Here is a 25,088-nt window from a genome sequence, read left to right on the forward strand (position 1 = left end):
TGACTTGTATTGAAACGGCTTGATGCTTAGCATTAAGCCGTTTCTGTTTTTGTAATCTCGTCAATCTGGATAAAGGGAATCAATATGTTTTGGGTAAATGGATTACCTTGTAACACTATCTCATTGACTGACCGCTCTTTTCAGTACGGAGACGGTTGCTTCACCACAATGCTCACGACTCACGGTGAGATACAACATTGGCAAGAACATCAATCTCGAATGCAGCGTTGCCTTGAACTATTAAATATTGCTCAACCGGATTGGAAGCAAGTCCACGAATGGTTAAAAAATGCCGCTATACACGATCCAAAATCAGGACTTCGGCTTAATATAACGCGCGGAGAAGGTGGGCGAGGTTATAGTTCACTAGGTATATCTGAGATGAATGTGGTGATCAGTGATTTTGCTTATCCAACTCATTATGAGCAATGGGCAGAGCAAGGTATTGAACTTGGCATGTGCAATCGCCGACTTGGGCTCAACCCAATCCTAGCAGGACACAAACACAACAACCGATTAGAGCAAGTGCTTGCAAAGCAAGATATCGATGAGCAAGGACTTTTAGATGGCATTGTGCTTGATATTCATGATCAAATAATTGAAACCACCATGGCCAATTTATTTTGGGTAACGGGTGACACCCTATATACTCCCTCACTGGAAAATAGTGGTGTATCTGGCGTGATGAGACAGTTAGTCATAACTTGTGCAAAGAAGCAGGGAATACCCATTAAGGTTGGCCAGTATTCGTTAACTGATTTGAGGCAAGCGGACGAAATCTTCATAACAAATTCTATTTGTACGGTCGTTCCTATCATCAAAATTAATAAATCGACATTCACTATCGGGTCGAATACACGAAACTTTCAGGAGAATTTTAATTCGTGATTAAGAAGTTATTTATTTTATTAGTAGTACTTACAGCGATGGTTGTAGGTGCTTTTTTTTACGTAACAGGTGAAGTCGATCAGTATCTAGATCAGCCGCTTAGCCTTGAGTCTGAACAGATTTTTACTATTGAATCAGGTACAAGCTTTAATGGTGTTTTGTCTAAGTTTGAAGCGCAGGGTTGGATAGAAGAGAGCCAATTTAAACCTCTAGTACGTCGCTTTTATCCTGAGCTCACACAAATCCGGGCAGGGACGTTCCAACTCAAGCCTGAACAAAGTTTACGAGACGGTTTGTTATTTCTTATACAGGGTCGAGAGCATCAGTTTTCGATCACCTTCGTTGAAGGTACACGCTTTGATGAGTGGCTTGAAGCACTAGCGTCTGATCAGTATCTAGAACATACACTGGGTCAACTCAGTGAAGAAGAGATCGCAGCCAAGCTGGGTAGTGAGTATGAAAAACTTGAAGGTTTGATGCTTGCAGAGACCTATAACTATACATTGGGTACAACGGATCTTGATATATTAAAGCGCGCCCATAAAAAGCTAAACGAAGCACTTAATGAAGAGTGGCAAGAGAAGCAGTCTGATTTACCGCTGAAATCACCATATGAAGCCTTAATTTTGGCGTCGATCATTGAAAAAGAGACAGCCGTAGAGTCAGAGCGCGAACGGGTAGCATCAGTGTTTGTTAATCGCCTTAATAAACGAATGCGTCTACAGACCGATCCGACGGTCATTTATGGAATGGGTGATAGTTACCAAGGAAGAATTGGTAAAAAGGGGCTTAGAACGCCAACACCGTATAACACCTATACCATTTACGGCTTACCACCAACGCCAATTGCAATGCCGGGTAGAGCTTCAATTGCAGCAGCACTCAACCCTGAAGATGGTAATTATTTATACTTTGTAGCAAGTGGTAAAGGTGGTCATGTATTTTCTAAAAACTTAAAAGACCACAACACGGCAGTAAGAGCCTACTTAAGAGAGATAAGAAGTCAAAAATGAATAAAGCAAAATTTGTTGTAGTTGAAGGTTTAGAGGGTGCAGGTAAAAGTACTGCGATTAACGCTATTTTGGCGACATTACGTCAATCTGGTATTGCTGACATCACTCAAACTCGTGAGCCTGGCGGTACGGTTCTCGCCGAAAAAATGCGAGCTCTAGTCAAAGAAGAGCATCAAGGCGAAAAACTGCAAGATATGACTGAGTTGCTGCTAATGTATGCGGCTCGCGTACAGCTCGTTGAAAATGTCATTAAGCCCGCATTAGACAGTGGTTCATGGGTTGTGGGCGATCGCCACGATATGTCCTCTCAGGCGTATCAGGGTGGTGGAAGACAGATTCCAGCATCAACAATGCTAGCACTTAAAGAAACCACTCTAGCGGACTTTAAGCCTGATTTCACACTGTACTTAGATTTAGACCCACGAGTAGGGCTAGAACGAGCACGAGGTCGTGGAGAGTTAGACAGAATTGAAAAAATGAACATTGAGTTTTTCGACAGAACTCGAGCAAAGTACTTAGAGCTAGCCGCACAAGACAGCAGTGTGGTTGTCATTAATGCAGATCAGAATATTGAACAGGTATCCGCTGATATTAAAGATGCGTTACTGGTTTGGTTAGGTGAGAATTCATAGATGCAATCGCTTTACCCCTGGTTAGATGAGACGTGGCAACACTGGCAACGAAACTTAGAAAACGATCAGTTTACCAACTCAACACTTCTTGTTGCTCGTGGTGGTCTTGGGGCTGAACAGTTAGTTAAACGCTTTAGTCAGGCGCTAATGTGTAGCAATGACAAAACTCAAGCTTGTGGTTTCTGTCATAGCTGTAGTTTGATGCAATCGTTTAATCATCCTGATGTACACTTTATCTCTCCTGAGAAGGAAGGAAAAAGCATTTCGGTGGATCAAATTCGCCAATGTAATCAAATTGCCCAAGAGTCATCGCAGTTATCGGGTTTCCGTCTGTTTGTCATTCAGCCAGCAGAAGCGATGAATGAATCAGCAGCGAATGCTCTGTTAAAAACACTTGAGTCCCCCGGAAATCAGTGTTTATTCTTGTTGGTGACTCAGCGGAAAGAGCTGTTGCTACCGACTATAGTCAGCCGTTGCCAACAGTGGAATGTCAAAGCCCCAAGCTCTGAAGTCGCTTCTTTGTGGGTTGCTGAGCGATTAAAACAAGATGTTCCTCAGTATATTGCTCATTTAAATGATAATGCGCCGCTAAAGCTAGAAGCATTTATCAAGCAAGATCATCTAAAGAGTTACAACGCGATCGAAGCTTCAATACTTTCCATGGTTAAGGGTGAAGATAGTTTTTTAACATTGGGTAAGAACCTAAATGACGGCTCAGTCGAAAAGCTTCAGTGGTTGTGGTATCTACTCTGTGAGGCGCAAAAAGCGCATTTTCAGGTCGCGGAAACATCATCACATTCTGCTGCTTATGAGCTGTCACAATATGTAAGCTATGATTTACTGTATCAACAAACACAAAGTCTTAGTGCTTTGATTACTCAGCTACGGACGTTCCCTGGGCTTAATCATGAGCTGTTGATTTCAGATTGGTTAATTAAATTTAATGAGGAAGTATGTTCGTAGATTCACACTGTCATTTGGACAAACTAGATTACAACGAGTGTCACTCAGGAATAGAAGATGTCCTTGAGAAAGCAAAAAATGCGAATGTTACTCAGCTTCTCTCGGTTGGTGTCACGCTAGATTCATTTCCTAATATGATTGAGATGATAGCACCGTTTGATCATGTGCATGCGTCTTGTGGCGTACACCCTCTAGATGTAGAGAGTGATTTTGCTTTGGATATTCTTCATGAGTATGCAAAGCACGACAAAGTTGTTGCTATCGGTGAAACTGGGCTTGATTATCATTACAAACCAGAAACGGCCGATTTACAGAAGTTGCGTTTTTCTCAGCAAGTGGAGTTAGCGGTAGAGCTCAACAAACCACTGATTATTCATACGCGAAATGCACAGGCCGACACTTTATCTATTTTGAAAGAAGGTCATGCTCAAAAGTGTGGTGGGGTGATTCATTGCTTTACTGAAGATTTAAAGTTTGCCGAAGCTGCTATGGATCTGGGTTTTTACATTTCTATCTCTGGAATTGTTACCTTTCGCCAAGCGAAAGAGCTTAAAGACGTCGTTAAATCTTTGCCTTTGGATCGCCTTCTAATTGAAACCGATTCGCCGTATCTCGCTCCCATTCCCCATCGTGGAAAAGAGAACCAGCCAGCGTATGTTGTCGAGGTTGCTGCCTATATAGCACAGCTTAAAGGGGTTGCACTATCAGAGGTTGGGCAAAAAACCACCAAAAACTTCGCCGATCTTTTTTTGCGATAGAATGTTTAACTTGAATATAAAAAGAGCTTAGGCTCTTTTTTTTTGTTTCAAAAGTGATGAAGCACGCAAAAATCTCGTTGTTTACGAAATATGTTGAAATATAGGCATGAATTGGTCGAATTGTAATTTTGTTACATAAAATAACAATCGGGTCTATTTTATTTACTTCGTGAAATTAATCGTTATTAATCTTATTTTTATATTTATCAATTGGATAGGGTGTTATTTAACTATGTTAACGACCATCACTAACTGTGATCTATCCAATATTTTGAAACTAAATTTCGTAACTGTATAGAAAGTATGAAGGGCATCAATATATATTTAGAGGCGAAAAATATAATGCAATACGTGGTTACATTTTCGCTGGGTGCTAACATCAAAGCTACGGGGGTATGCAGTTAGCACCTTGAAAAATTCTAATAATTTATTCAGGAGCACAATTATGTTTAATAACCTTTTTGCAAGTTTGCAAAAAGTCGGCAAATCGCTAATGCTGCCAGTTTCTGTAATGCCTGTAGCGGGTATTCTTCTGGGCGTTGGTGCTGCTAACTTTTCATTTCTTCCTGAGATTGTTTCTCAGATAATGATGAATGCTGGTGATGCAGTTTTCGGTAACATGGGTTTACTGTTTGCTGTAGGTGTAGCACTTGGCTTTGCTAAGAACGATGGTGTGGCTGCTTTAGCTGCAGTTGTCGGTTTTTATATTATGGAAAAAACACTAAGCGTAATGGCTGGTGTTATGGAAATTGATGCGATTAACACTGGTGTATTCGGTGGTATTGTTGTCGGTGCTGTTGCAGCTTGGGCTTTCAACAAGTTTTTCCGCATTCAACTACCTGAGTATCTAGGCTTCTTTGGCGGTAAACGCTCAGTGCCGATTGTTACAGGTTTCATGAGTATTTTCTTAGCACTTGTTTTATCGTTCATTTGGCCACCAATCGGTAATGTAATTGCTATGTTCTCTCATTGGGCAGCTACGCAGAGCCCTGAAATAGCATTTACTATTTACGGTGTCGTTGAGCGTTCATTAATCCCATTCGGTTTACATCACATTTGGAACGTACCGTTTTTCTACGAAGCTGGTGAGTGTATTTCTGCAGCGGGCGGTGACGTTCGTAATGGTGTATTAACATGTTACATGGTTGCTGATGAAGCGACTCGAGCTGCGGGTAATGGCTTTGGTCAATTAGCTGGTGGTTACATGTTCAAGATGTTTGGTCTTCCTGCTGCTGCAATCGCTATCGCTCACTCTGCTAAACCAGAGAACCGCGCAAAGGTTATGGGTATCATGGCTTCTGCAGCATTGACTTCGTTCCTTACAGGTATTACTGAGCCAATTGAATTTTCGTTCTTATTTGTTGCGCCTGTGTTGTATGCCATCCATGCTCTATTAGCTGGTACGGCATTCTTCGTTACTAATACCCTTGGTATGGTACACGGTACATCATTCTCACACGGCTTCATTGACTTTATTGTTCTATCTGCAAACTCTGTTAAGTTCTGGCTATTCCCTGTTGTTGGCCTAGTTTACGCGGCAATTTACTACACGGTATTCCGCGTTGTGATTAAGGCGATGGACTTGAAAACTCCGGGTCGTGAAGATGAAAACGATGATGAATCAGAAGTTGCTACAGGCACAGAACTAGCTGGTGAACTTGTTGCTGCATTTGGTGGTAAAGCTAACATCACAGGTCTAGATGCTTGTATTACTCGTCTACGTGTATCTGTAGCGGAGACTGAAAGTGTTGACCAAGATAAGCTTAAGAAGTTAGGCGCTGCAGGTGTAGTTGTTGTAGCAGGTGGCGTTCAAGCTATCTTCGGTACTAAATCTGACAACCTGAAAACGGACATGGACGAATGGATTCGTACTAACGGATAATTCGATTCATATCTAACAAAAGGAGGCTTCGGCCTCCTTTTTTGATCGCCTTAGTTTAAGTTTCTTCCTCGCATTTACCTTCTCCTGACATTTTGAACGGTATTCAAAATAGAATGCGGGTGATATTTTTGGAGAACATGATGAAAAAGTTAATTCCTTTATTTGCAACCGTTGCTTCCTTTTCTGTTCTCTCTGAAGAGTCTTCTAACTCAACAAACTTTTCAGTGGGAATGGCAGTAGATCAGCAACTCAGTGTTGTGGTTGAACTAGATAGCCAATATCGCTTTACTATTGGTAACAAAGGCGCTGCTTTTGATTACATAATCAAACGAGGCAGCTTTGATGCAGACTTACCGTTATCTTGGTATGTGGGTGCAGGCGCGTGGGGTGAATGGGATCATGACTTTGGTGCTCGTGTTCCGTTAGGGCTGAAGGTCGATTTACCAAAAGGCTGGGATATGTACGCTCAAGTACACCCTGAACTCAACCTTTATAAAAGTGCTGAGCTTCAAATTGGTGCAGCGGTCGGTATTAAATACGCGTTCTAGTCGTGACTCGTTTTGACACGAATTCAGAATGTAAAAAAGCCAGCATTATGATGCTGGCTTTTGTCTTTAGAAGAGCGTGTTACTGCTTATTCATTGCTCTTCGAATACAGTAAATAGCACCGCCCCACGTGATTCCAAGGCCTAATACCATCATAATGATTGCGCTAGTTGTCATAATTAAGCTTCCTTCTTGCTCGTTAGGTTGATAATAACACCACCGACAAACAGCAGTGCTAATAGACCCCAACCAAGTAGTAATAGGTCAGACTGAGCGTAGCCGCCGTAACCTTCAGAAAGTGTTGTTTTCAATGTATTAAAGACGATCACTGCTAGAATTGCAGGGCTGATGAAGCGTAGGCATATTTCAAACCAACCACCGACTTCAAAATCAGAGACTTTGTTTACGTAGCTACGAACATTAGAGATCTTGAATACCCAAATCATTAGCAGTAACTCAACAAAACAGCTGACAACGATACCGATGTTATTAGTAAAGTAATCAACTAGGTCAAGTAGTAGCAATCCGCCATTTGTTGCGAAGGCAAGTGAAACGATAGCGCCTACACCACAAACAATAGTTGCTGCTTTTTTACGGCCCCAGTTCAGTTTGTCGATGATAGCTGATGTAACTGCTTCAATGATTGAGATATGAGAACTTAATCCTGCAATAGTTAGAGCTAAAAACAGGAGTGGACCAAAGATGTACGGTGCTGGAAGTTCATTAATCGCCGCTGGTAGTGTTACAAACGCAAGGCCAACGCCCGCAGAAACAACATCAGTAAGCTCTTTCCCTTGTTCATGAGCCATGTAACCCAGAATAGAGAAAATCATGATACCGGCAAGAATAGAGAAGCCACAGTTAATCAATACCGTCATAAAGGCGTTGTTATTGATGTCCGACTTTTCAGGCAAGTAGCTTGAGTAAGCTAGCATGATTGCAAAACCAATACTTAACGTGAAGAAGATTTGACCATAAGCCGCAGCCCAAACTTTCAGATCCCAAATTTTGCTAAAGTCAGGTTCAAATAGGTAGTTCACCCCATTAAGAGCACCTGGTAGGAAAATCATACGCCCAATTAGTAAGATAACCATGATAAACAGCACTGGCATCATGATTTTAGCTGCACGTTCGATTCCTGATTTTACACCGCCCACAATGGCAGCATAAGTCACACCCCATGCAATCAGCATAGCACCAGCGATTTTCCACTGAATAGAGCCAAGATTAGAAGGTGAATTATCACCAAGTTTTAAATATTCGCTAAAGAAGAATGCGTTAGTGTCGGTTCCCCAGCTTTGGTTAAATGACATACCTAAGTATGAGATTGACCAGCCAATAACCGCCACGTAGTAAACAGCGATTGCAGCAGCAATACCTACTTGGAACCAACCAAGCCATTCAAACTTACTGTGAATTTTAGATAGTGAAATTGGTGCTGAACCGCGATTTTTTTGGCCCATACTGAATTCCATGATCATAAATGGAATACCAGCGGTGAGCATGGCAAAAAGGTAAGGGATAAAAAATGCGCCACCACCGTTTTCATAGGCCATATAAGGGAAACGCCAAATGTTTCCTAGGCCAATTGCAGATCCTACAGCGGCTAGAATAAATCCAGCTCGAGATCCCCATTGTTCTCGCTTCATATTGAACTCCTTTACAAACTCTGAGGTATGAAGCTTTTCTTAGGCAGATAAGGCGATAAAAGGATGAAGTACACTGCGACCAAGTTTGGTCTGAATAATTGCTCTATCATCCGTGATATAGCGATAAACTAGATGTATATTCTAGCTGCGACAAGAAAACTCAGAATATTGTTCTTTATTGTCTAATGTGTGTTTGCGTAAACTGAAATAATCAGCTGCGCATTGAGAGTGAGATTACCGATATAACTATTATTGTGCAATAGAATATGTTCAGTTGAATATATCGTAGGCTTTGCGAAAGTGCTGATTTTTATGGGTATGATCGGCGTAATGTGTCGCCTAAGTGTGGATGGGTGGTTTTATAGGCTGATTTTAAAAATAAAACTGAATTATACAACTAATTTAATCATAAGAATGTATGACTATAATCTAGCCATTTATTAAGATTAACGTGCTGCAGCTAGAGTTAGCTAGAAACGAACTACTAATCCAATATTTGCAGAGAATTGGTTCATCCAATCGGTTTTAAAGTGGATGGTACAGCTTTCAGACGTTGGAAGATTACATATCCCCGTAGTTTCGTTGTCGACTACAGTACCTAACCAGCGAAGTTGGCTATTGAGTGAGATGGTATCGCTAATTTCATACTCGAATCCACCAAACATACTGGCAGAGAAGCCGTATTTGTCATCAGCCCAATCAACATCAACATATGATGCTCCAAGGCCTACACCAACATATGTTTTGAATTTATCTTGGACGGGGTAATAAATGCTGCTTTGAAAGTGCAAATATTTGATGGCACTTTTTTCGTTGAGCTTTTCAATGCTGCTATTTTGTTGGCCATAGAATAGGCCGATCCGGCCTTTATCTAGCGTTGTTTCAAGCGTGAGTGCATAGCTCTCAGAGCCCTTAAGGTCATATTCGACCTCATCTTGGTCGACCACAGAGCCACCTCCTGTATAACCGATCCATGGCGTAAGGTAGAAATCTGCATGGACAAATGTGCTAGCGAACAGAGTACATAATCCTGTAGCGATAATTTTATGGTTCATAACGATGTTCCTTTAAAGGCCAAGCAGTTAACCAAGTGTGAAGCTAATGGCATAATTGTGCACGGAAAATGCACATAATTTGAAGATGCTTCACACTGCTGTTATTACTTTAATATACACAAGGTGGAATTTATGGAACAAGACTTAAAGTACTCGCTTCTTATCACGGTGATTGTTTTTACTGTTTTATTGATGTTTGGAGCAATTGTCGTCACTCACTAGTGGGGTGTTATCTATGAAAAACAGTGGTGTTATTACCAATTTATCAGATCAAGTTGATGCTCATCAGCTTTCTCAATACATCGGTGGAAAACACGCGCTTGTTGCACAAGGAGGAGGGCAGAGAAGTATTTTTACTTCTGGTGTTCTTGATGCGTTTCTAGTGTCGAATTTCGATCCATTTCATGAATTTTATGGTACATCAGCAGGCGCTTTAAACTTGTGTGCCTTTCTTTGTCGGCAGAAAGGGTTAGGTCACTCCTTTCTAGTTGAACTCACCACAGACTCTCGTTTTTTTAATCTGTTTCACTATATCCGTCGTAAGCAATATCTAGGCATTGAATGGGCGCTCGACAGTATTAGCAGCTACCCGTATAAACTCGATATCGATATGGGTCGAAAAATATTGGGTGAACGTAGAGCTTTTGCTGCGGTGACTCATGGAACGACGTTGCATGATCATTACTTACCTATGCTTAATGAAGATTGGTATAAAGTGATGGTGGCAACCTGTGCAATACCGCGTTTATATCCTCATGAAGTCGAGATTGAAGGTGAAGGGTATGTGGATGGTGGCGTTTCTGCCGCTATTCCTGTTCAACAAGCTTGGCGAAATGAAGCTCGTTGTATCATTGTAATTCGAACCGAAGGCGCTGATCTTGAGGCTGACTCTGAAATTCTAACGTCACCTGCCGATATTCAGTGGTATCGAGAATCGCTAAACTCAATCCAAGAGCAGTGGCAGGAAAAAGTAGGACAGTGGAAATTAGATTGGAATGGTTTTTTTCAGCAACAGGTATTGAAGTCTAAACAACAAAAACATGAGCATCGTCATTTAGAGTCAATTAATGGGGGCCGCTGGTTATTTGGGGCCGATGACATTTATCGATTGAGTCACCTGATTGGCGACAAATTTGATTCAGGTCTCGCTGACATGCTGATGGCGCATTATCAAACGTATTCATTAACACAAGACTTTCTACATCACCCGCCGGATGATTGCTTTATTGTCCAGATAAAACCAGATAGTCCGCTTAAATCCAATTCGCTTATGAGCAGTAAAGAAGATCTTCTTCATGATTATCAATTGGGTCTTGATGCTGGGTATCAGTTTGTCGACATGTATACCAAAGTAGAACTGAATGCTGAAAACAAGAGAGGCTCAATGAATGAGCCCCTGCATTATAATTTTGATTAAGCTCTAAGACCTATTAAGCTTCGATGACCTGAACTAGTGATACTAAGTAACCGGCAATATTCTTAGACAGTTTGTGGAACCTGCAACATCCATGATATCACCCTGAGTCATAATCAAAATATCACCAAATTCGACAAGCTTACGCTCTTTGAGTGATTTAAGTGCTTCAATCGCAATATCGACACCGGATTCAGCGGAAGTATCAAAATACAATGGGGTCACTCCACGGTACATGCTGCAGCGGTTAAGCGTGCCTTCGTTTCGCGATAGAGCAAAAATAGGCAAGCCAGAGTTTAATCTCGACATCATCAGTGCGGTTCGGCCCGATTCAGTCAATGCTACCATGCCTTTAATACCATCCATGTGGTTGGCAGAGTAGATTGTCGCCATCGAGATTGTCTCTTCCGCAGTCATGAAGGTTTTATCAATGCGGTAGCTTGACGTGTTTTCGAGTGCCTTTTTCTCTGCCCCAACACAGACCTCTGCCATTGATTTAACCGTTTCAACAGGGTAAGCACCGGCGGCGGTTTCCCCCGAAAGCATAACAGCATCGGTTCCATCTAATACGGCGTTGGCCACATCCATCACTTCTGCTCGAGTTGGCATAGGAGCGTAAATCATCGATTCCATCATCTGAGTTGCGGTAATAACCGTGCGATTAAGGGCTCTAGCACGCTGTATAAGCTGTTTTTGCACACCGACTAACTCAGGGTCACCAATTTCAACACCGAGGTCTCCACGGGCTACCATGACGGTATCTGACGCCATGATGATGTCATCCATATTTTCTATTGTTGCTACGGTCTCTGCTCGTTCCACTTTGGCGACAAGGTTTGCTTCAAGTCCCGCATCTCGAGCTAGACGTCGGGCGTATTTCATATCTTCGCCATTTCGGGGGAAAGATACCGCCAGATAATCAACTTTGAGTTCAGCGGCAAGAAGAATGTCTCGTTTGTCTTTCTCTGTTAATGCATCGGCTGAAAGCCCGCCGCCTTTTTTGTTGATCCCTTTGTTGTTCGATAGAGGACCGCCTATGGTGACGATGGTATGAACGCGGTTTCCCTCAACTGAGACGACTTTTAATTGAACTCGACCGTCATCAAGAAGTAATAGATCATTAGGGACAACATCATTGGGAAGCTCTTTGTAATCTAGCCCAACGGACTCTTTATCGCCTTCGCCAAGGCCAAGGTCGCTGTCTAAAGTGAAACGGTCACCCGGCTCTAATTCTATTTTTCCATCTTTGAAGGTTGAAACACGAATTTTAGGCCCTTGTAAGTCACCTAATACCGCAATATGAATGCCCAATTTAGCAGCAATTGCTCGCACTTTTGCGGCTCTATTTTTATGATCTTCTGCGGTGCCATGAGAAAAGTTCATTCTGACGACATTGGCACCCGCTTTAATAATTTGGAGTAAGTTATCGTCTTTATCAGTGGAAGGGCCAAGGGTAGTTACAATTTTTGTTCTTCGTGTTGCTGGGGTCATCCTGTTCTCCTAGATTGCAGATAGCTTTCTTAGTATATGCGGTGTTGATAATTTGGGGTGACGGATCCCTCACAATCCCACATAGAGCGATGAATTAGTTCGCGACAATAAAAAAGATTTCTATGATTTTTACTCTACAATTCGACATCTTCCGCAAAGATGAATGTTTCTACGTGATGCTTGTCACGGCAATATATCAAAGCACTTCACAATTACTTCGCAAAGTAAAAAAATTAATATGTTGTTGAATTTTGGAGTACATCATGTACATCGCCCAACCCGGTCACATTGATCATATTAAGCAAGTCAATGCTGGTCGAGTCTATAAACTCATAGACCAAAAAGGTCCCATCTCTCGAATCGATCTGTCGAAAGAGAGCTCACTTGCACCTGCAAGTATTACAAAAATCACACGTGAGTTAATAGAGTCTCATCTTATTCATGAAACAACGGTTCAGGAGTCGACTAGTCGTGGGCGTCCTGCGGTTGGTCTGCAAGTGAATAATCAAGGTTGGCAGTTTTTGTCGATGCGATTAGGTCGTGGCTATTTGACGATTGCACTTCATGAATTAGGCGGTGATGTTCTTATTGATACCAAAATCGACATTCATGAACTTGACCAAGAAGATGTATTAGCTCGGTTATTGCATGAAATTGATGAATTTTTTCAAACCTATTCAGATCAGCTAGATAGGGTGACGAGTATCGCTATTACTCTACCTGGTTTGGTGAACTCTGAAGATGGTATCGTGTTGCAGATGCCGCACTACAACGTGAAAAACTTGGCACTAGGCCCAGAGATCTACAAAGCGACTGGGCTGCCAGTTTTTGTTGCGAATGACACACGAGCATGGGCGCTAGCTGAGAAGCTGTTCGGTCACTCTCAAGATAATGACAATTCTGTTTTGATTTCAATCCACCACGGCTTAGGTGCCGGAATAATTCTTGATGGCCGAGTTTTGCAAGGTCGTCATGGCAACATTGGTGAGTTAGGCCATATTCAGATTGATCCTAATGGAAAACAGTGTCACTGCGGAAATAAAGGTTGTTTAGAAACGGTCGCGAGCTCTCAAGCGATTCGTGAAGAAGTGGCGAAGCGCATCGAAAACGGTGAAGAGTCTGTTTTGAGCAGCCTCGAAGAGATGACCATTGAATCGATTTGTTCTGCGGCGGCAGAAGGTGATGCGCTTGCGGTTGATGTTATCGAGAAACTGGGGCGTTATTTAGGCGCTGCAATTGCTATTGTTATTAACCTGTTTAATCCAGAAAAAATCTTGATTGGTGGCGTTATTAATCAAGCCAAAAGTGTGCTTTATCCCGCCGTTTTAACCTGCATTAAAGAGCAAAGCTTACCGGTATACCACCAAGACTTAGAGCTGGTGGAATCTCGTTTTTATAAGCAAGCCACGATGCCCGGAGCAGCACTGGTAAAACAGGCTCTTTTTGATGGGCTACTTTTAATGAAAGTTATTGAAGGTTAGGCAGTTCAACACTACATATTGAAAATAAACCCACATAACATCTCTGTTATGTGGGTTTATTTTTTGTCTAAGCACTACACTATGGACTATGTTATTTATAGGCCAGTAATCCCGAGAGAATGTATGTCCGGAGTTCTTAATTCAGTTGACCAACGTACCAATTTAGTCGGTGAAAATCGTCTAGAGCTGTTGTTGTTCAGCTTAAATAGCCGTCAGATTTTTGCCATTAATGTCTTTAAGGTCAAAGAGGTACTTAAGGTGCCTGTTATGACCAAGATGCCAGGGTCTCATCATAATATTACTGGTGTTGCCTCACTTCGTGGTGAGTCTGTCCCTGTGATTGATCTTCGAAGTGCTATTGGTTTCCCTCCTGCGAAAGATGACTGTCAGGAACAAAACCTGATCATTACTGAATACAATCGTTCAACACAGGGATTTTTGGTTGGGCAAGTTCGTAATATTGTGAATACCGCGTGGACTGAAATCCAGCCACCACCAAAAACGACAGGCCGAGCCAATTATTTAACCGCAATTACCCATGTTGAGGAAGATGACCGCTCTCATATTGTTGAGATCATTGACGTCGAAAAAGTATTGGCAGAAATCATTGATTACGATGTGTCTATTTCTGAAGGTATCCTAGATGAGGATCTTGCATCGCAAATGATCGGACGCAATGTGCTGATTGTTGATGATTCTTCAACTGCACGTAACCAAGTAAAGGGGACGCTCTCTCAGCTAGGGCTTAATATCATTGAATGTAGCGATGGTCTTGAAGCACTGAATTTACTTAAGTCTTGGTGTGATGAGGGGAAAGACATTTATTCTGAGCTACTCTTGATGATCACCGATGCTGAAATGCCCGAAATGGATGGGTATAAATTGACTTATGAAGTTCGAAATGACCCAAGAATGAAGGATTTGTACATTACTCTTAATACTTCTCTAAGTGGTAATTTTAACGAGGCTATGGTGGAAAAAGTTGGGTGTGATCGTTTCATCTCCAAGTTTCAACCTGACTTGTTAGTACAAGTTGCTCAGGACAGATTACGAAATGTTTTATCCGGTTAGATCTCAGTTTTTATCTGTTTTTGGAAGCTAGTTCATCAATTTTGCTACAATTTAAAAGGTTTCAAAAACCGTACTATCTGTACTCTTTTATTTAAATACTTTTAGGTAGTTTCATTCTATGATCTTGATAGCAACGACATTAAGCATGTTATTGTGGAAAGTATGGAAGAAAAGGTGCACGGAAGCAGAAGTTGAATTGTAATTAACAGGTTCAACCACGGATTAAAATGGGAGGTTTTCCTCCCTTTTTTATGCCTGAAATATTGTATGTTTAGATTTAAATACAACACAGAACAATGTCATTACCTGTTGATATTAATGAAAATCTCTAGAGTGTGTATCTAGCTTTTCAAAATGTTCCGTTAAGTCAATTAATCGCCCTGCCATAATGTGTGTGACTTCGCCTTCTCGTTCTAATATGCCTTTCACCATCAATACTTTCGCCGTTAAGTAAGCTTGTTTTTGAGCTCTTGCTGTTGCTTTCCATACCACAACATTTATGTTGCCCGTGTCATCCTCTAGTGTGAAAAATGTTACGCCTGCTGCCGTGGCGGGGGATTGCCTTCCTGTCACTAATCCAACAACCGTCACCATGGATTGATGCGCCTTTTTAACCAAATCTTTTTGACGAGTAAACTGGCCAAGTTGATTGGCATTGTCGAGTAAGGTGATAGGGTGCAGATTAAGAGAGACACCTGTTGAAGAGAAGTCTTCTAACAGCGTTTGCATATCACTGGGCGCTTCAATTTGGCGTTCATCTGAGTCATTCATACTCTGGAAAAGTGGCAAGTCAGTAATAGAGTCCATCATGCTCCAGCGAGCCTGATAGCGATTATGAGCAAACTCGTGCATGGCATTTGCAGAGGCCAAGAGCTCGATATCTCGTTTGTTTAAGCCAATGTGCTGTAACTGACTTGGGTGTTGATAGCCAGAGGTAGGGCGTGCTTTGATAAGCTGCTTCATCCCATCTCTACTTGCACCTTTTATCTGCCGCAGCCCAAGGCGAATGGCTAACCCTGAGGCGTGATGAACAACTAAATGTTGGTAGTCTGAGTGATTGACACAAATGGGCAGTACGGTGATGTTATGTCGTTTTGCGTCTTGGATGAGTTGAGCTGAGCTGTAAAAACCCATTGGTAAACTGTTGAGCAGTGACGTATAAAACGCTTCTGGATAGTAGTGTTTTAACCATGAAGAGCAATAAGCCAACACGGCAAATGACGCGGAGTGGCTTTCTGGGAACCCGTATTCACCAAAACCACAGATTTGTTCGAAAATACGTTCCGCAAAATCACGGTCATAGCCACGAGATAGCATCCCATCAATCAGTTTGGTTTTAAACTTAATCAGCTCTCCACTTTTTTTCCATGACGCCATAGCACGACGAAGCTGATCGGCCTCACCGCCAGTAAATCCTGCCGCCACCATCGCAAGCTTAATCACTTGTTCTTGGAAAATAGGCACACCCATAGTGCGAGAAAGTACCTCTTTAACCTCTTCTGATGGATAGGTAACAGCTTCAATGCCATCACGCCTTTTTAAAAAGGGATGCACCATATCGCCCTGAATAGGACCAGGGCGAACAATGGCTATTTGAATGACTAAGTCATAATAGCAAGCTGGCTTTAACCGTGGCAGCATACTCATCTGCGCTCGTGATTCTATTTGGAACACGCCAACGGTGTCTGCACGTTGAATCATGGCATAGACATTAGGGTCATCTTTTTTTCGCGTAATGTCTGCAATAGTGAGCGTTTTCCCGTGATGCTTTTCTACCAGAGCAAAGCACTTTCGAATTGCCGTGAGCATTCCAAGGGCAAGAACGTCCACTTTAAGTAGCCCAAGGCTCTCCAAATCATCTTTGTCCCATTGAATCACTGTGCGATCAACCATCGCTGCGTTCTCTACAGGAACAAGCTCATACAAAGGCCCTGATGAGATAACAAAGCCGCCGACATGTTGAGACAGATGACGTGGAAACCCCATAATTTCATTAATTAAGGAGATAAAGTGCTGACCTTTTAGTGAGTCTGGCTTTAGCCCTAGCTCCATGATTTGAGCTTGCCAACCTAATTGATGGTCACGACGGTTGATGTTCTTTATAAAAAAATCGAGTTGAGTTTCATTGATCCCCAAGGTTTTACCCACATCGCGTATTGCACTTTTCAAGCGATAGGAGATAACAGAAGCCGCTAGTGCAGCACGCTCTCTGCCGTATTTTTTATAGATGTACTGGATAACCTCTTCACGTCTTTCGTGTTCAAAATCTACATCGATATCAGGCGGCTCATTGCGTTCTTTGCTAATAAAGCGCTCAAACAAGACGGAGACTTGCCTTGGATCGACAGAGGTTATTTCTAAGCAGTAGCAAACCACAGAATTGGCCGCTGATCCTCGACCTTGATAAAGAATATCTTGTCGCTTAGCAAACATCACAATGTCATGGATAGTAAGAAAGAAGAACGCATACTTGAGCCGTTCAATAAGCATCAGCTCTTTATCGATGATCTGTTCAATATGGTTTGGAACGCCATTAGGGAATCGACGCTGTTTACCTTGTTCAGTGAGCTGACGCAAATAACTCATCGGTGTCATTTGATTTGGAATGAGTTCACTTGGGTATTCATAACGAAGTGAACTCAACTTAAAATGGCAACGCTGAGCAATTGCGTGTGTCTCTGCTATCCACTCCGGCTTAAAAAGCTTCGTGAGTTTTTCACGGCTACGCAGTGCTCGCTCAGTATTAGTGAGCATGTGCTGACCGATAGCATCAAGAGTACTGCCGTGTTTGATTGCAGTTAGTGTGTGCTGCAGTGGAAGCCTTGTTGCGGTATGCATCAGAACACCACCACAGGCGGTAATAGGTAGGTGAAACTCTGATGCGAGCATCTGGCAATGCGCTATGTACTCTTTATCGTTGGCGTTTAAGTGGCGTTGTAAGCCAACCCAAAGGCGATAGGAGTGATGTTGACTGAGCCAGTTCCCCCAATGATGATCGCTCTGTTCATAGCTAGGTAGCCACAGAATAAGACAGTGTTGAACAGACATAATATCCCATTCAGAAAGCTGATATTCGCCCTTACTTGCTCGTCTTCTTGCGTTAGTAATAATGCGGCAAAGTTCCCCGTATGCTTCTCTACTCGGGCAAAGTAAGATCAATTGGCATTCGGAATTAAGCCAAAACATGCTGCCAACAATTTGTTTGATGGCAAGTTGATGATCCTTAATAGCAGTATGTGCTCTGACGACCCCTGCAACTGAGCATTCATCTGTGATCGCTAAGGCGTGATAGCGTAAAAAATCTGCCTGAACGATAAGTTCTTCAGCATGAGAAGCCCCGGTTAGAAAGGAGAAATTACTTTGGCAAAATAGCTCAGCGTATTTCATTGCGTTACCTAGTTAAAGAAAGCTCAATTTATTCAGACACAGCTAGCTAAACTGGCCGTGTAAAAACCATTGCTTTTGATGGTCTCTAAACACCCAAATCCAACGTCCTTCAGTGCTACGGGCAATAAAGTAGTCACGAGTCATTTCATCAGCGTCCCACCAACCAGTCACAATGCGTTCTGGCCCACTGATGATGGTGGCTTTCTCTGTCAGTGGGTATGGCACAGGCTCCATGATAGAAGGTCGTAATCTAGGAGTTAACCGTGAGGTTTTATCCTTCGGAATTGAAGTGGGGTCACATAAAGTGGTGGACTTTTCTGGTCGTGGATCGTGTGTTTTGTAGACCTTACATACCCGATCAAGCCCTAGCTTGGCCTGCAGTAATGAGATCAGTTCTAATTCGGTTTGTTGGCCTTCTTTTCCACGAAAACTGGTCCCGCAGAAAATATCCTGTGTGGTGCTTTGGCGCTCACCACCTCGAGCAATGGTTAATGTGATGCCGTGAGTCGGGGCATTCAGTGCCATCGATTCAAAAGATAACCGACACAATGTCGACCATTTAGCTGCTAAGTAGTCTCCGTTAGCCGAAGTAAAGCAGATCATTTGATCATCTTTATCTCGCAAGTGAAGTGTTAAACACAGCTCGTAGGCAACTTGATTACGCAGTGTTAAAAATAGCTCTAGTTGCATGAGTAGCTTCATAAGGGGCTTTTCTAGCCATAGCACGTTATCGATATCAAACAGTAGCTCTAAGTAGCGTTTAAAGGCTTCAGGTGGATGATAAAAGACGACAGGGTGCTTAAATTGGCCGAGTAGGCGTCCAACATAATTCACCAAGTCGATATTGAAGCGCTTAGCCAACTCCTGCATTGGCAGAGCAAGTAGCTCTTGAAACGTTTTAATGCCAATTCGACTCAGTTGTTCAACTTGCTTCTTATCAAGCTCACTTGTGGTTAAAAAATGAGACTTTATCTCTTCAATAATCGATTCTTTGTCGTTATAAATGCAGTTCTTCGCTGATTTTGAAAGTAACATCGCCGAATAGGGCGAAAACCCGGTTGAGAATTGATAGCGAAAATTGAGCTTATTTAAGTGTCGGTGTATTGCTTGCCAGTAGCTATCAAGATCTTGATAAAGTGACAGCATATTGGTCACTTTGAGTAGAATCCCTTTTGATGGGAACAGAGTAATGTCGGAGGTCTTTAGATAAAGCCATTGCGCAATATGCGTTAAAGTTTGTTGCTCTGTTTTTCCGTCGTAGGCATGCACTTGAAGGTTTGAACACAGAGCAGCAGCACTACCAAGCCCCATACCGATCTTAATTCCTTGATTAAGAGCTTCTTCATTTAACTGGACAATCTGGTGCTTCTTTTCCTCAACGATGACTAAAGGCAGCGTCGATTGCTCGGAAAAAAGCGCATCGAGTTGTAAGTATGGAAAATGAAGATAGAGCCACAATTGCACCGTTTAACCCTGTTTCAACAGCGGGAAAGGGACAATTATCGGAGACGTTTGATCAAGGGTTAGGCTTGGCCATAAATGTTCCATGTGAAGAATAAAACTTCCTTGAGGCCATCCTCCCTTGCGTTTGGTAATCGTCACTTCAAGGCCACTTCGATGAGGAGCTAATGTCATACTCAAACTCACGGGCAGTGAAAAGCGTCCTTGTTGTTGCTGACGGAAAATGAACTGTAAACAGTCACCCTCTTCACTGGCAACTTGCAGCCTTCGAGCTTGATGAACTTCTAGATCTGAATGCCATAGAAATACGTTGCTACAAGCGCCACTTTTTAAACACTGTTCTGCCGCCCACAATGCTTGTTGCTGAGTTTGAGGGTACATAATCAGAACCTTTTGATTATCAATATCTTCTGCTTCAAGTTGTTCAGCGCATAAGTAACCGGGAGGCTGAATAAATACCGACAACCGCTCAGTATCGTTCTGTTTAATATGGGGAAACATCAAGCGAAGCTCACCAATACCACTGAGAGATTGAACTTCAACGACCCCGTGTCTTGGGTAGCCACCTTCAAGCTTTTGATCCAGAGTTTCAAACCCTGTTGGTAAGTATTCACCAGAGACAGGGGTATGGGCACCTTGCCATATCATTTGGTTGTTTTTCAATTGTTCGATCAGTTCACACATATCAGTGCACACATAATTAACCTGTACATTTATACAGTATATATCATGGGGAGCATGCAGCAATAAAAAGATCAGGATTTTGGAATAAAGGAGTTAGTGCAGAATTCAGATAAGAAAATGCCCCACTGTATTGGTGAGGCATTGTGAAATACGTAAAGAGCATTTAACTCATTAAGTTATTTAGGCTGTGCGTCAATACATTGTCCGTGTAGTTCTTTCCCTTCTGGTGCCATTAAGTAGACGTACAGTGGGATAATATCTTTTGGCGTTTTTAGCAGTTCTACGTCTTCGGCAGGGAAGGCTTTCGCGCGCATACTTGTGCGAGTACCACCTGGATTGATGGCATTAACTCGAATCGGTGAGTCAGAGACTTCATCAGCGAGAACTTGCATCATGCCTTCAGTGGCGAACTTAGATATAGCGTATGCACCCCAATAAGCACGACCAACGTGTCCAACGGTTGACGTTGTAAACGTCACGCGTGCATCGTCTGATTTTCGCAGCAGTGGTAGCAAGGCTTGAGTCATCAAGAACTGAGCTTTGACATTTACCTGCATGACTTCATCAAACGTGTCTTCGCCAATTTGGTCAAATGGGCTAATAACACCTAGAAGGCTAGCGTTATGTAGGACACCATCAAGACGGCCAAATTGACCTTGAATAGTCTCAACCATATCGATGTAATGCTGTTTTGTTGCGCCTTTCATATCCAAAGGGACGATAGCGGGTTGAGCAAAACCTGCATCGACTATTTCGTCGTAAGTTTGCTCTAATTTTTTAACGGTACGGCCAAGTAAAATAACCGTTGCTCCATGCTCAGCAAAACTCATGGCTGCTTGTTTGCCGATGCCTGCACCAGCGCCTGTGACTAAAATAACTTTATCTTTGAGGGCGTCTGCAGAAACTGAATAATCCACCGTAAGCTTCCTTATTGTTATGATTTTCTTTTTTTCTTTGTGATAAGACGGTTACAATAACCGAGTAGAACGAACAATACACTAATTCGCACATTTGAGGATATGACATTGGAATTTTTGTTGGACTATGGCCTGTTTTTGGCCAAGATTGCGACTGTCGTCGTCGCGATTATTGCGATTTTAGTTATTGCTAAAGCCGTTAGTGGTAAAGGAAGTGGGGCTAAGGGTGAGTTAGAGATTACTAATCTGACAGAGCAGCACAAAGAGCGTGTTGAGCAGTTAGAACATCATCTACACGATGAGGCTTTTCTTAAAGCACGTGATAAAGCAGAGAAGAAAAGCGAGAAAGAGAAAACCAAGTCTCGTGAAAAAGACATTAAAAAAGCAGTAAAAGAGGGTGAGCTTGACTCACAACGCGAACCTCATCTGTTTGTATTAGACTTCAATGGCAGTATTGATGCTAAAGAAGTGACGTCACTGCGTGAAGAAGTCACGGCGATTTTGGCGGTTGCACGTGAAGGTGATGAAGTGCTACTTCGTTTAGAATCTGGTGGAGGCATGGTACATGGCTATGGTTTGGCGTCGTCTCAACTTGATCGTATTAAAGCGGCTGGATTACCACTAAGTATCTCAGTTGACAAAGTAGCCGCAAGTGGCGGTTACATGATGGCGTGTATTGCCGACAAAATCATCTCGGCACCGTTTGCTATCGTTGGTTCTATTGGTGTGATTGCACAGCTTCCTAACTTTAATAAACTGCTTAAAAAGCACGATATTGAATTTGAGCAGTTAACGGCGGGCGAATACAAACGCACACTGACCATGTTTGGCGAAAACAGTGATAAAGCACGTGATAAATTCAAGCAAGAACTTGAAGAGACGCATGGGTTATTCAAAGACTTTATTCGTGAGCGTCGCCCTGAGCTAGATCTTGAAAAAGTGGCAACCGGAGAGCACTGGTTTGGTACTCAAGCGAAAGAGCTTGGCTTAGTCGACGAAATCAAAACATCTGACGATGTGGTTGTTGAAGCATGCAAAGATAAGACAGTATTGTCGATTCATTATGTGCAGAAGAAAAAGATCACCGACAAGCTAGCCGGCGTTGCAGGTGAAGCGGCTGACAGTGTATTAATGAAACTGATCGCTCGTGGTCAAAAGCCGATCGTTTAGTAATGCATTAGTAACGCTTAGTCATTAGCGGCAGGTAACAACATAAAATTAAACGTTTAGCTTGAAGCTCTTTTTAACAGAGAAGAAAGGCTAGACGTTTTTTTTTGTACGATATAAATGGACAATGTACGCCAGCAATAAGCCTGATAAAGCGCCAAACAGGTGAGACTCAATGGCGACGCGAGCTTCAATTAAACCACTGGTCAATGCCGAAGCGCCAAAGCTATGCTCCCAAACGACTTTACCGGCTAATCCTAGCACCAGAAACCAACTGCTTTTGCGACCTTGTAGGCTCTCACGAAGTGCATAATAACCAAACAGGCCATGTAATGTTCCAGACAGTCCAGCGTAGAGTTGCATGTCGGTAAATAGGTTGCCAGTGCCTACAGCTACACTAGTCAAGATAAGTGGGGTAATAAGCGCTCTTACACTGGGTTTAAAAATGAAACAAATGAACCATAATCCAAGAAGGTTCATCGCTAGATGCGCAAAGTTGGTATGGGTGAGGTTTCCTGTTAGGATGCGCCACCATTGCCCTGCATAAATGGCGTTAGCGTTCCACTCGACATAGGTTTGTAATGGCTCAAACTGTAAGCCGAAACAGATGATACTGATGACAGATAACAAAAGGTAAACGCGCAAGATATGTACCGATATTGTTTACAATGTGGAAAATCACACAAAGCTTGTATTTGTAGTTGGATTAAAAGCCTAACATCGAATGTGGAATTGATCATCCTTCAGCATTCGAGTGAAACACAACGTCCGATGGGAACGGCTAAAATATTAACGCTTTCACTAACAAATAGTTACTGCTTTGTTGGTGAAGACTTTAGCCAAGAACCAAAGCTCAATATCTTACTTAGTGATCCTGAATATACCCATTATATTATGTATCCGTGTGACGACTCTCAATGTGTTTCACCTGCGTTGTTACCATCTAACTCCAGTGATTCAACAAGTAGGTCAAAACATAAAAAATTAAGAGTCATTTTGCTTGATGGCACTTGGAAAAAAGCCTACAAGATGTGGCAGTTATCAGAAAACTTACATAACCTTTCAATGCTGCATTTACCTAAAGGGCTGAAGGGGAATTATCGAATTCGTAAAGCCCCTACAGACAATAGCCTATCCACGGTAGAAGCAGGTTATCACTTGTTAAGCATCTTGCAGCCAGAGCTGGACTTTACGCCTTTGCTGACGGCATTTGATAATATGATTCAATTTCATATTAATCAAATGCCAGAAGGTGTCTTTGAACGTAACTATCGCAAAAGCCTGTCTGATTAAGGACTAACTACTAGAAAATAGCTGCTGGTGGAGTCGTTTCGCATGACCATCCGTCATCGCTGATATGTAATCTGCAATAACACGTAATTCAAGACTTTGGTTACCCGCAGCGAGTTGCCATTTCTTCTTTTCAACGTGTGGCAGTAGGCGTTCTGCATTTGCGCTTAACGCTTCGAAGAGATCCATGATGATTTGCTGCCCTTTGTATTCGACCACTTGAACTTGTGGGATCTGAATAACATGTTGGCTAACAAAACGTTTTAATATATCGAGTGCGTCGGCCATTTTTGGATCCAAATAGGCGTTGTACGCGAGTAACTTACTCTCAAATTTAGCATTAACCGTTTGAATGGTGACGCTAGTCAGTAGCGCGTTAACCATCCCCCCAATCGCATCTTTTCTTTGGTGATGCTTGCCTGAAAATAGCATCTCGGTGATAGAGGCAATATGTTCTTCAAACCAAGGCTCTCCGCATTCAGAAATGAGGCTCGCTGCCGCTTCGACCCATTGGTTACGATTGACCATTCCAAGTGCAATGGCATCTTCAAGATCATGAACGCCATAGGCGATGTCGTCGGCAAGCTCCATGATTGAACAATCTAGAGATTTAAAGCGAGTTTTATTGTGTTGGTGGCTAGACAATGAAGGCGTACGCAGTTCACACAGTAAGGCTTGCTCATCACTAGATAGGGGCTTAATGACCCAATCGAAGAAGTGCTTGTCACAATCATAGATGCCTTTCGCGGGATGCCACTCTTTTGTTTTTAATCGGCGCTGATCAGAGATTGCTTTCGGTCGTTCTTTTGCTTGGGTTTGACTAAGAAATGCGGGGTACTTGATTAGCCCTAGTAACGCTCTGCGTGATAGGTTCATACCAAAGTGTTCGGTATAGGGTTCAAGCTGTGTCACGATACGAAATGTTTGAGCGTTACCCTCAAAACCACCGTGATCACGCATCATATAATTCAGTGCAATTTCACCACCATGACCATATGGCGGGTGACCAATGTCATGAGCAAGGCAAAGTGAATCAATCAAGCTGTCAGAAGGGAGTAACTCTCGAAACTCAGGTTGCTTTTTCTTAAGTTGAGCGACTATACCAGTACCTAGTTGGGCGGCTTCTAGTGAGTGAGTAAGGCGTGTTCGGTGGAAATCATCAACACTGTCACCATGAACTTGGGTTTTGGCTTGTAGGCGTCTAAAAGCAGCAGAATGCAAAATACGGGCGCGATCTCTTTGATACGGGCTGCGGTGATCATCTCGCCTGATTTTATGTTCATCGTCATGTCTATCTTGCCAAAGTGGGCTTAATTCAGACTCCATTCTCATGATCCTT

General features: G+C 42.5%; 23 protein-coding genes. 13 read left to right on the forward strand and 10 right to left on the reverse strand.

Annotation, left to right across the window (positions count from 1 at the left end; all coding sequences use genetic code 11):
* Positions 1-84: 84 nt before the first annotated feature.
* The 7 genes from pabC (at position 85) to L4D20_RS09530 (ending at position 6,684) form a co-directional block, all read left to right on the forward strand.
* Positions 85-888, forward strand: coding sequence for an aminodeoxychorismate lyase (gene pabC / locus L4D20_RS09500; RefSeq protein WP_428801339.1), 804 nt, complete (start codon positions 85-87; stop codon positions 886-888).
* Positions 885-1,901: an endolytic transglycosylase MltG gene (mltG, locus tag L4D20_RS09505; RefSeq protein WP_428801340.1), complete on the forward strand. Its 1,017-nt coding sequence runs from the start codon at positions 885-887 to the stop codon at positions 1,899-1,901. Before pabC ends, mltG begins: the two co-directional genes overlap by 4 nt.
* On the forward strand, positions 1,898-2,533 hold the full coding sequence (gene tmk / locus L4D20_RS09510; RefSeq protein ID WP_428801341.1) for a dTMP kinase: 636 nt from the start codon (positions 1,898-1,900) through the stop codon (positions 2,531-2,533). Before mltG ends, tmk begins: the two co-directional genes overlap by 4 nt.
* On the forward strand, positions 2,534-3,496 hold the full coding sequence (gene holB / locus L4D20_RS09515) for a DNA polymerase III subunit delta' (protein WP_428801342.1): 963 nt from the start codon (positions 2,534-2,536) through the stop codon (positions 3,494-3,496).
* A complete protein-coding gene (locus tag L4D20_RS09520) occupies positions 3,487-4,254 on the forward strand; it encodes a TatD family hydrolase (RefSeq protein ID WP_428801343.1) in 768 nt (255 codons plus the stop codon). Before holB ends, L4D20_RS09520 begins: the two co-directional genes overlap by 10 nt.
* A gap of 445 nt (positions 4,255-4,699) precedes the next feature.
* Positions 4,700-6,136, forward strand: a complete 1,437-nt coding sequence (gene ptsG, locus L4D20_RS09525) for a PTS glucose transporter subunit IIBC (protein ID WP_428801344.1) — start codon at positions 4,700-4,702, stop codon at positions 6,134-6,136.
* Between the two features lie 140 nt (positions 6,137-6,276).
* Positions 6,277-6,684: a hypothetical protein gene (locus L4D20_RS09530; RefSeq protein WP_428801729.1), complete on the forward strand. Its 408-nt coding sequence runs from the start codon at positions 6,277-6,279 to the stop codon at positions 6,682-6,684.
* 79 nt (positions 6,685-6,763) lie between these two features.
* Here L4D20_RS09530 and L4D20_RS09535 read toward each other — a convergent pair whose 3' ends face one another.
* The 3 genes from L4D20_RS09535 to L4D20_RS09545 form a co-directional block, all read right to left on the reverse strand.
* A complete protein-coding gene (locus L4D20_RS09535) occupies positions 6,764-6,859 on the reverse strand; it encodes a MetS family NSS transporter small subunit (protein ID WP_017034046.1) in 96 nt (31 codons plus the stop codon).
* Positions 6,860-6,861: 2 nt separating this feature from the next.
* The gene (locus tag L4D20_RS09540) at positions 6,862-8,331 is read right to left on the reverse strand and encodes a sodium-dependent transporter (RefSeq protein ID WP_428801345.1); all 1,470 of its coding nucleotides are present in this window, start codon (positions 8,329-8,331) and stop codon (positions 6,862-6,864) included.
* Positions 8,332-8,801: 470 nt separating this feature from the next.
* The gene (locus tag L4D20_RS09545; RefSeq protein ID WP_428801346.1) at positions 8,802-9,386 is read right to left on the reverse strand and encodes a porin family protein; all 585 of its coding nucleotides are present in this window, start codon (positions 9,384-9,386) and stop codon (positions 8,802-8,804) included.
* Between the two features lie 132 nt (positions 9,387-9,518).
* Between L4D20_RS09545 and cydH the strand changes: the two genes are divergently transcribed.
* Together cydH and L4D20_RS09555 are read left to right on the forward strand one after the other, a co-directional pair.
* Positions 9,519-9,608, forward strand: a complete 90-nt coding sequence (cydH, locus tag L4D20_RS09550) for a cytochrome bd-I oxidase subunit CydH (protein ID WP_428801347.1) — start codon at positions 9,519-9,521, stop codon at positions 9,606-9,608.
* A gap of 13 nt (positions 9,609-9,621) precedes the next feature.
* Positions 9,622-10,803: a patatin-like phospholipase family protein gene (locus L4D20_RS09555; protein WP_428801348.1), complete on the forward strand. Its 1,182-nt coding sequence runs from the start codon at positions 9,622-9,624 to the stop codon at positions 10,801-10,803.
* A gap of 42 nt (positions 10,804-10,845) precedes the next feature.
* Here the strand turns inward: L4D20_RS09555 and pyk are convergent, their stop codons facing one another.
* A complete protein-coding gene (pyk, locus tag L4D20_RS09560; protein WP_428801349.1) occupies positions 10,846-12,291 on the reverse strand; it encodes a pyruvate kinase in 1,446 nt (481 codons plus the stop codon).
* Positions 12,292-12,554: 263 nt separating this feature from the next.
* Between pyk and mlc the strand changes: the two genes are divergently transcribed.
* Positions 12,555-13,772 carry a sugar metabolism global transcriptional regulator Mlc gene (gene mlc / locus L4D20_RS09565; RefSeq protein ID WP_428801350.1) on the forward strand — a complete coding sequence of 406 codons (1,218 nt, stop codon included), beginning with the start codon at positions 12,555-12,557 and terminating at the stop codon, positions 13,770-13,772.
* A gap of 123 nt (positions 13,773-13,895) precedes the next feature.
* The gene (locus L4D20_RS09570) at positions 13,896-14,843 is read left to right on the forward strand and encodes a chemotaxis protein CheV (protein WP_428801351.1); all 948 of its coding nucleotides are present in this window, start codon (positions 13,896-13,898) and stop codon (positions 14,841-14,843) included.
* Positions 14,844-15,158: 315 nt separating this feature from the next.
* Here the strand turns inward: L4D20_RS09570 and L4D20_RS09575 are convergent, their stop codons facing one another.
* From L4D20_RS09575 to L4D20_RS09590, 4 genes are all read right to left on the reverse strand, one after another.
* On the reverse strand, positions 15,159-18,230 hold the full coding sequence (locus tag L4D20_RS09575) for an error-prone DNA polymerase (RefSeq protein ID WP_428801352.1): 3,072 nt from the start codon (positions 18,228-18,230) through the stop codon (positions 15,159-15,161).
* 42 nt (positions 18,231-18,272) lie between these two features.
* On the reverse strand, positions 18,273-19,694 hold the full coding sequence (locus L4D20_RS09580) for a Y-family DNA polymerase (protein ID WP_428801353.1): 1,422 nt from the start codon (positions 19,692-19,694) through the stop codon (positions 18,273-18,275).
* Positions 19,695-19,697: 3 nt separating this feature from the next.
* Entirely contained in the window at positions 19,698-20,375 is a 678-nt protein-coding gene (gene imuA / locus L4D20_RS09585) for a translesion DNA synthesis-associated protein ImuA (RefSeq protein WP_428801354.1), read from the reverse strand.
* Between the two features lie 176 nt (positions 20,376-20,551).
* Positions 20,552-21,292 (reverse strand): YciK family oxidoreductase, encoded by a 741-nt coding sequence (locus L4D20_RS09590; RefSeq protein ID WP_428801355.1) that lies wholly within the window; start codon positions 21,290-21,292, stop codon positions 20,552-20,554.
* Positions 21,293-21,400: 108 nt separating this feature from the next.
* Here L4D20_RS09590 and sohB point away from each other — a divergent pair, with 108 nt between their 5' ends.
* On the forward strand, positions 21,401-22,462 hold the full coding sequence (gene sohB / locus L4D20_RS09595) for a protease SohB (protein ID WP_428801356.1): 1,062 nt from the start codon (positions 21,401-21,403) through the stop codon (positions 22,460-22,462).
* A gap of 90 nt (positions 22,463-22,552) precedes the next feature.
* Here sohB and rrtA read toward each other — a convergent pair whose 3' ends face one another.
* Entirely contained in the window at positions 22,553-23,104 is a 552-nt protein-coding gene (gene rrtA, locus L4D20_RS09600) for a rhombosortase (protein ID WP_428801357.1), read from the reverse strand.
* Between the two features lie 3 nt (positions 23,105-23,107).
* On the opposite strand from rrtA, the gene L4D20_RS09605 reads away from it, so the two are divergent.
* The gene (locus L4D20_RS09605; protein ID WP_428801358.1) at positions 23,108-23,752 is read left to right on the forward strand and encodes a tRNA-uridine aminocarboxypropyltransferase; all 645 of its coding nucleotides are present in this window, start codon (positions 23,108-23,110) and stop codon (positions 23,750-23,752) included.
* 3 nt (positions 23,753-23,755) lie between these two features.
* Here the strand turns inward: L4D20_RS09605 and L4D20_RS09610 are convergent, their stop codons facing one another.
* Entirely contained in the window at positions 23,756-25,075 is a 1,320-nt protein-coding gene (locus tag L4D20_RS09610) for an anti-phage deoxyguanosine triphosphatase (RefSeq protein WP_428801359.1), read from the reverse strand.
* Positions 25,076-25,088: the final 13 nt, after the last annotated feature.

It is taken from the genome of Vibrio kyushuensis, from assembly GCF_050337325.1.
Lineage (GTDB): Bacteria > Pseudomonadota > Gammaproteobacteria > Enterobacterales > Vibrionaceae > Vibrio > Vibrio kyushuensis.

Bases quoted from the DNA above. Each gene is read 5' to 3' on its own strand.
- pabC (WP_428801339.1), top strand. From the start codon at position 85: ATGTTTTGGGTAAATGGATTACCTTGTAACACTATCTCATTGACTGAC.
- tmk (WP_428801341.1), top strand. From the start codon at position 1,898: ATGAATAAAGCAAAATTTGTTGTAGTTGAAGGTTTAGAGGGTGCAGGT.
- holB (WP_428801342.1), top strand. From the start codon at position 2,534: ATGCAATCGCTTTACCCCTGGTTAGATGAGACGTGGCAACACTGGCAA.
- L4D20_RS09520 (WP_428801343.1), top strand. From the start codon at position 3,487: ATGTTCGTAGATTCACACTGTCATTTGGACAAACTAGATTACAACGAG.
- ptsG (WP_428801344.1), top strand. From the start codon at position 4,700: ATGTTTAATAACCTTTTTGCAAGTTTGCAAAAAGTCGGCAAATCGCTA.
- L4D20_RS09530 (WP_428801729.1), top strand. From the start codon at position 6,277: ATGAAAAAGTTAATTCCTTTATTTGCAACCGTTGCTTCCTTTTCTGTT.
- L4D20_RS09535 (WP_017034046.1), bottom strand. From the start codon at position 6,859: ATGACAACTAGCGCAATCATTATGATGGTATTAGGCCTTGGAATCACG.
- L4D20_RS09540 (WP_428801345.1), bottom strand. From the start codon at position 8,331: ATGAAGCGAGAACAATGGGGATCTCGAGCTGGATTTATTCTAGCCGCT.
- L4D20_RS09545 (WP_428801346.1), bottom strand. From the start codon at position 9,386: ATGAACCATAAAATTATCGCTACAGGATTATGTACTCTGTTCGCTAGC.
- cydH (WP_428801347.1), top strand. From the start codon at position 9,519: ATGGAACAAGACTTAAAGTACTCGCTTCTTATCACGGTGATTGTTTTT.
- L4D20_RS09555 (WP_428801348.1), top strand. From the start codon at position 9,622: ATGAAAAACAGTGGTGTTATTACCAATTTATCAGATCAAGTTGATGCT.
- pyk (WP_428801349.1), bottom strand. From the start codon at position 12,291: ATGACCCCAGCAACACGAAGAACAAAAATTGTAACTACCCTTGGCCCT.
- mlc (WP_428801350.1), top strand. From the start codon at position 12,555: ATGTACATCGCCCAACCCGGTCACATTGATCATATTAAGCAAGTCAAT.
- L4D20_RS09570 (WP_428801351.1), top strand. From the start codon at position 13,896: ATGTCCGGAGTTCTTAATTCAGTTGACCAACGTACCAATTTAGTCGGT.
- L4D20_RS09575 (WP_428801352.1), bottom strand. From the start codon at position 18,230: ATGAAATACGCTGAGCTATTTTGCCAAAGTAATTTCTCCTTTCTAACC.
- imuA (WP_428801354.1), bottom strand. From the start codon at position 20,375: ATGTGTGAACTGATCGAACAATTGAAAAACAACCAAATGATATGGCAA.
- L4D20_RS09605 (WP_428801358.1), top strand. From the start codon at position 23,108: ATGTACCGATATTGTTTACAATGTGGAAAATCACACAAAGCTTGTATT.
- L4D20_RS09610 (WP_428801359.1), bottom strand. From the start codon at position 25,075: ATGGAGTCTGAATTAAGCCCACTTTGGCAAGATAGACATGACGATGAA.